The sequence below is a fragment of the Lutibacter sp. genome (assembly GCF_041596795.1).
Classification (GTDB): Bacteria; Bacteroidota; Bacteroidia; order Flavobacteriales; family Flavobacteriaceae; genus Lutibacter.
Window position 1 is genome coordinate 1 of the sequence record NZ_JBFHHX010000167.1, and the last position, 6,026, is coordinate 6,026.

Sequence of the window (6,026 nt, forward strand, 5' to 3'; positions counted from 1 at the left end):
AATATCGGTAACTTTATATTCGACCATTTGACCTTTATCTTGAGGTCCTTTTTGTCTCCAAATTTTTAACGTTAAATTCATAATGTCTTCTTATTTATATGAACGAGTTTTTAATTCGATATCTTTAAATTCTAATTGTTCTTTATGTAAAATTGCTTCACTAGGTTTACCAGTGTATTCCCAAGCGGCAACATATGCAAAGTTAGCGTCATCACGTTTTGCTTCACCATCTTCAGTAACGTGTTCTTCACGGAAGTGACCTCCACAAGATTCTTCACGGTTTAAAGCATCTTTAGCAAATAATTCACCTAACTCTAAGAAATCAGCTACTCTACCAGCTTTTTCTAATTCAGGATTCAACTCATTTAAACCTCCTGGAACTTTTACATTTTTCCAGAAATCTTCACGAATTTCTTGAATTTCCTTGATAGCTTCTTTCAATCCTTTTTCATTACGAGCCATTCCTACTTTATCCCACATTACTTTACCAAGTTTTTTGTGGAAATAGTCCACAGAATGTGTTCCTTTATTGGTCACAAAGAAATCTAATTGTTTTTGAACTTCTTTTTCAGCAGCATCAAATTCAGGAGCATCCGTTGGAATTTTTCCTGTTCTAATATCATCAGCTAAATAATCGCCAATAGTATAAGGTAATACAAAATAACCATCAGCTAACCCTTGCATTAAAGCAGAAGCTCCAAGTCTATTTGCACCGTGATCAGAAAAGTTAGCTTCACCAATACAGTATAAACCAGGAACGGTTGTCATTAAGTTATAATCAACCCAAACACCACCCATTGTATAGTGTGTTGCTGGATAAATCATCATAGGTGTTTTGTATGGATTCTCATCTACAATTTTCTCATACATTTGGAATAAGTTACCGTATTTTTCTTCAATAACAGCTTCACCTAATTTTATAATTTCTTCCTTAGAAGCATTAGATAATCCTTTTATTTTAGCCTGAACACTTCCATAACGTTGTATTGCAGCAGCAAAATCTAAATATACAGCTTCGCCTGTTGCATTTACACCGTAACCAGCATCGCAACGCTCTTTTGCAGCTCTAGATGCAACGTCACGTGGAACTAAGTTACCAAATGCAGGATATCTTCTTTCTAAATAATAATCTCTATCTTCTTCTGCAATTGCAGTAGGTTTTAATTTTCCTTGTTGAATTGCTTTTGCATCTTCAATTTTCTTTGGAACCCAAATTCTACCATCATTACGTAATGATTCTGACATTAACGTTAATTTAGATTGGTAATCTCCTGAACGTGGAATACACGTTGGATGAATTTGTGTAAAACAAGGATTTGCAAAATATGCTCCTTTTTTATGAATTTTCCATGCTGCAGTAGCATTAGAACCCATTGCATTTGTTGATAAGAAATAAACGTTACCGTAACCACCTGTTGCAATTACAACAGCGTGTGCTGAGTGACGCTCAATTTTTCCTGTTACCAAATCACGAGCAATAATTCCTCTTGCTTTTCCATCAATTTTTACAACGTCTAACATTTCATGACGATTGTACATATCAATTTTTCCACGTGCAATTTGACGGTTCATTGCAGAATAACAACCTAATAATAATTGTTGTCCTGTTTGTCCTTTTGCGTAAAAAGTTCTTGAAACTAATACACCCCCAAAAGAACGGTTGTCTAACAATCCTCCATAATCACGTGCAAAAGGAACACCTTGTGCCACACATTGGTCAATAATTGCTCCAGAAACTTCAGCTAAACGGTGTACGTTTGCTTCACGTGAACGATAATCTCCTCCTTTTACAGTATCATAAAATAAACGATAGTTAGAATCTCCATCGCCCATATAATTTTTTGCTGCGTTAATACCTCCTTGTGCTGCAATTGAATGCGCTCTACGTGGAGAATCTTGGTAAGCAAATGCTTTTACATTATATCCTAATTCAGCTAATGTTGCTGCAGCAGAACCACCTGCTAATCCGGTTCCTACAACAATAATATCAATATTACGTTTGTTAGCCGGATTTACTAAGTTAATGTGATCTTTGTATTGTGTCCATTTATCTTTTATTGGACCTTCTGGTACTCTTGAATTTAAAGTAGTCATATGCTCTTAGATTAATGGTTTAATTGATTAAAATGATGAAATAATGCTATTACGATAAATCCTAAAGGAATTAGTATTGAATACCATTTTCCAAGTGATTTTACGCAACTTGTGTACTTGTTATTGAATCCCATTGATTGAAATGCCGATTGAAAACCGTGCATTAAATGCAATGCTAACAATATAAAAGCAACTACATAAATTCCAACTTTTACTGGACTACCAAATTTATGATTTAATTCTGCATAATATCTAAACTCCCCGTTATGCATACCAGACATATCTCCTAAGATATATTTAGTATTTAACTCTGGAATCCAGAAATCTACAAAATGCACCACAATAAATGCTAAAATAACACCGCCGCTAATTGCCATATTTCTTGACATCCAAGAAGCACTCGCAGCACCATTGTATTTTGCATATTTTACGTTTCTTGATGCTCTATTCTTTAGCTCCAAAACAAACCCCATTACAAAGTGAAAAACAACCCCAAAAATTAATACTGGCTGCAATGCAAACTGAATTAATGGATTTGTTCCCATAAAATGAGAAGCCTCATTAAAAGCCTCTACACTAAATAACGATGTTAAATTTACTGCTAAATGAATAATCAAGAAAAAAATTAAGAAAAGTGCTGACAACGCCATTGCTACTTTTCTTGCGATTGATGAAGATAAAAATCCGCTCATTTTTTATATAATTTTTTAAAAGCCCCAAAGATACCAATTCCTTTTTTTTCATAAAAAAATAATTCACTTTTAAGGCCTATTTAGAATGATTATAAAAATAGCAAAATATTTATATTTTACTTAATTAAAATTAAATTAGTCGCTTAAACCAGACTCACACATTTTTTTATGAAAAAGTTACCTGTAATTTTATTATATATTTCAATTTGTATGAATGCACAGCATTTTGATATAGAAAAATTTAAAAATATAAAAACACGCTCTATAGGTCCTGCCGGAATGAGTGGAAGAATAACAGCTATTGATGTGGTCACTAAAAACCCGGAAATAATGTACGTTGGTTCGGCTTCTGGCGGTTTATGGAAATCTGAAAGTGGAGGAATTGCTTGGGAGCCAATTTTTGACCAACAATTAGCACTATCAATTGGTGCTGTTGCAATTCAACAAAGCAATCCTGATGTAATTTGGGTTGGAACTGGAGAGGGAAATCCAAGAAATAGTTTAACTGGTGGATACGGTTTGTATAAAAGTTTAGATGCCGGAAAAACTTGGCAACTAGTTGGTTTAGAAAAAACCAGAAATATTCATAGAATAATTATTGATAAAAACAATCCTAATACTGTTTATGTAGCAGCCATAGGTTCACCTTGGGGAGCACATACCGAGCGCGGTGTGTATAAAACAACAGATGGAGGTAAAACTTGGGAAAAATCGCTTTTTGTAAATACCAAAACTGGTTGCGCCGATTTAGTTGTAGATCCAAACAACCCAAATAAACTAATTGCCGCTATGTGGCAACATGAGCGTAAACCGTGGACATTTAATTCTGGCGGAGAAGATTCTGGCTTATATATTACCTATAATGGTGGTGAAAACTGGAAAAAATTAACAGATAAAGATGGTTTACCTGAAGGAAATTTAGGAAGAATAGGACTTGCAATTGCCCCAAGTAACTCTAAAATTGTGTATGCTTTAATTGAAGCTAAAAAAAATGGTTTGTACAAATCTGAAGATGGAGGAATTAATTGGAAGTTGATTAATGACAAATCTAGCGGAAGAGGCTCTGATGGTATTGGAAACAGACCTTTTTATTATTCGGACCTTGCGGTAGATCCTTTAAATGAAAACAGAATTTATACCGTTTTTACCTATGTAAATGTAAGTGAAGATGGCGGAAAAACTTTTAACCAGTTAATGCCTGCTTATGGAAGTTCTTCTGGTGTTCATCCAGATCATCATGCTTGGTGGATTCATCCAACCAATTCAAATTTTATGATTGATGGCAATGATGGTGGTTTAAATATAACTCATGATAGAGGAAAAACTTGGCGTTTTGTGGAGAATTTACCGGTTGGACAATTTTATCATATAAATGTAGATAATGATTTTCCTTACAATGTGTATGGTGGTTTACAAGATAATGGTTCTTGGGCAGGACCTGCCTATGTTTTAAAAGATCAAGGAATACGAAATTCCTATTGGCAAGAAATTCAGTTTGGAGATGGTTTTGATGCCATTCCAGATCCAAAAGATTCTCGATTTGGATATTCTATGTCGCAACAAGGTTTTGTTACCAGATACGATAAAGTTACAGGAAATTCTACAATGATTCGCCCAACACATCCAAATCCAGATATAAAACTTCGTTTTAACTGGAATTCTGCCATTGCCATGAATCCAATTGATAATGAAACCATTTTTTTTGGAAGTCAGTTTGTGCATAAATCAACCGATAAAGGATTTACTTGGGAAATTATTTCACCAGATTTAACAACCAATAATCCTGAAAAACAAAAACAACACGAAAGCGGTGGAATAACAATGGACGCAACAGGAGCGGAAAACCATTGTACCATTTTAGCGATTGAACCAAGTACTTTTGATGAAAATATATTGTGGGCAGGAACGGATGATGGAAATGTTCAACTGACTTTAAACGGTGGAAAAACCTGGGAAAATGTATCAAAAAACATTAAAAACTTCCCTAAAGAAGCTTGGATTGCACAAATTAGAGCATCAAAATACAACAAAGCAGAAGCATGTGTTATTGTAAATAATTATCGTCAATTCGATTTTACTCCTTATTTATTTAGAACCCGTGATTTTGGAAAAACCTGGGAAAATCTATTAGAAGGTAAAGATGAAACTTTTGGCTATACCTTAGCAATTGTTCAAGATATTGAGGAGCCAAAACTACTGTTTTTAGGAACAGAATACGGATTGTATATTAGTATTGATGAAGGTAAAACCTGGACAAAATGGAACACTAATTTTCCAAATGTTTCTACAATGGATTTGGCAATTCAACCACGTGAACATGATTTGGTAATTGGTACTTTTGGTAGAGCTATTTTTGTGTTAGATGATATTAGACCTTTTAGAGCCATTGCTAAAGAAGGAAAACAATTGTTGGATAAAAAAATACACTTATTTACACCTCCAACTGCATTTATTACTGAAACCCAACAACCTTCAGGAACACGTTTTGGCGCCAATGCCATTTTTAATGGAGATAATAAAAATGGAGGCGCTATGATAACATACAGCATAAACAAACCTAAAAATGATAAAACTGAAGAAGTTTCAGACAAAAAGAATAAAAAATCTTCCGAAACTATTAAAAGTGAAAAACCAGCCGTTAAGTTTGATACTATTTTCTTTGAAGTTTATAATGATAAAAACGAGTTGATAAGAACCATTAAAAATAAAGCCCCTGAGGAAAATGGACTACATAGAATGTATTGGCATTTTGAAGAAAAAGGCGTTAGAGGACCTTCTCGAAAGAAAGAAAAGGAAAATGCTCAAGAACCAGGCGGAATTACAGTTTTACCAGGAATTTATACGTTAAAAATGCATTTTGGAAACCAAACTGTTTCAGAAAAAATAGAAGTTATTTACGATCCAAGAATTGACATTTCTTTTGAAGTTTTAAAAAGCAAATATAATTTATTAAAAGAATTAGAAAATAAAATTGAAATTGCAGCAGCTGCAAGTCAGCGTTTAGTTACATCAAAAGAAATTGTGGAAGATTATCAAAAAAGAATTAAAGAACTAAAAACTGATAAATTTGAGAGTTTATTAGAAAATCATAAAGAAATTATTACCAAAATTGACAGTTTACTTGATGATTTATTAGGAAAAGAAGATGAAAGACAAGGCATAACAGATACAGAATTTCCGAGTACAATTTCTTATTTATATACTGCACGTGGGTATGTAAATGCTTTACAACAATTACCC

At 33.6% G+C, this 6,026-nt stretch carries 3 protein-coding genes and 1 pseudogene; 1 reads left to right on the plus strand and 3 read right to left on the minus strand.

Annotated features, from left to right (window positions below):
• From ABY298_RS14200 to ABY298_RS14210, 3 genes and pseudogenes are all read right to left on the minus strand, one after another.
• Positions 1 to 81, minus strand: a pseudogene (locus ABY298_RS14200) (succinate dehydrogenase/fumarate reductase iron-sulfur subunit); the annotation flags it as partial.
• Between the two features lie 9 nt (positions 82 to 90).
• Positions 91 to 2,094, minus strand: a complete 2,004-nt coding sequence (locus ABY298_RS14205) for a fumarate reductase/succinate dehydrogenase flavoprotein subunit (protein ID WP_372746719.1) — start codon at positions 2,092 to 2,094, stop codon at positions 91 to 93.
• A gap of 11 nt (positions 2,095 to 2,105) precedes the next feature.
• Positions 2,106 to 2,786 carry a succinate dehydrogenase cytochrome b subunit gene (locus ABY298_RS14210; protein WP_372746720.1) on the minus strand — a complete coding sequence of 227 codons (681 nt, stop codon included), beginning with the start codon at positions 2,784 to 2,786 and terminating at the stop codon, positions 2,106 to 2,108.
• 168 nt (positions 2,787 to 2,954) lie between these two features.
• Here ABY298_RS14210 and ABY298_RS14215 point away from each other — a divergent pair.
• Positions 2,955 to 6,026 (plus strand): hypothetical protein (locus ABY298_RS14215; protein WP_372746721.1); only part of this gene is annotated, 3,072 nt, incomplete at its 3' end.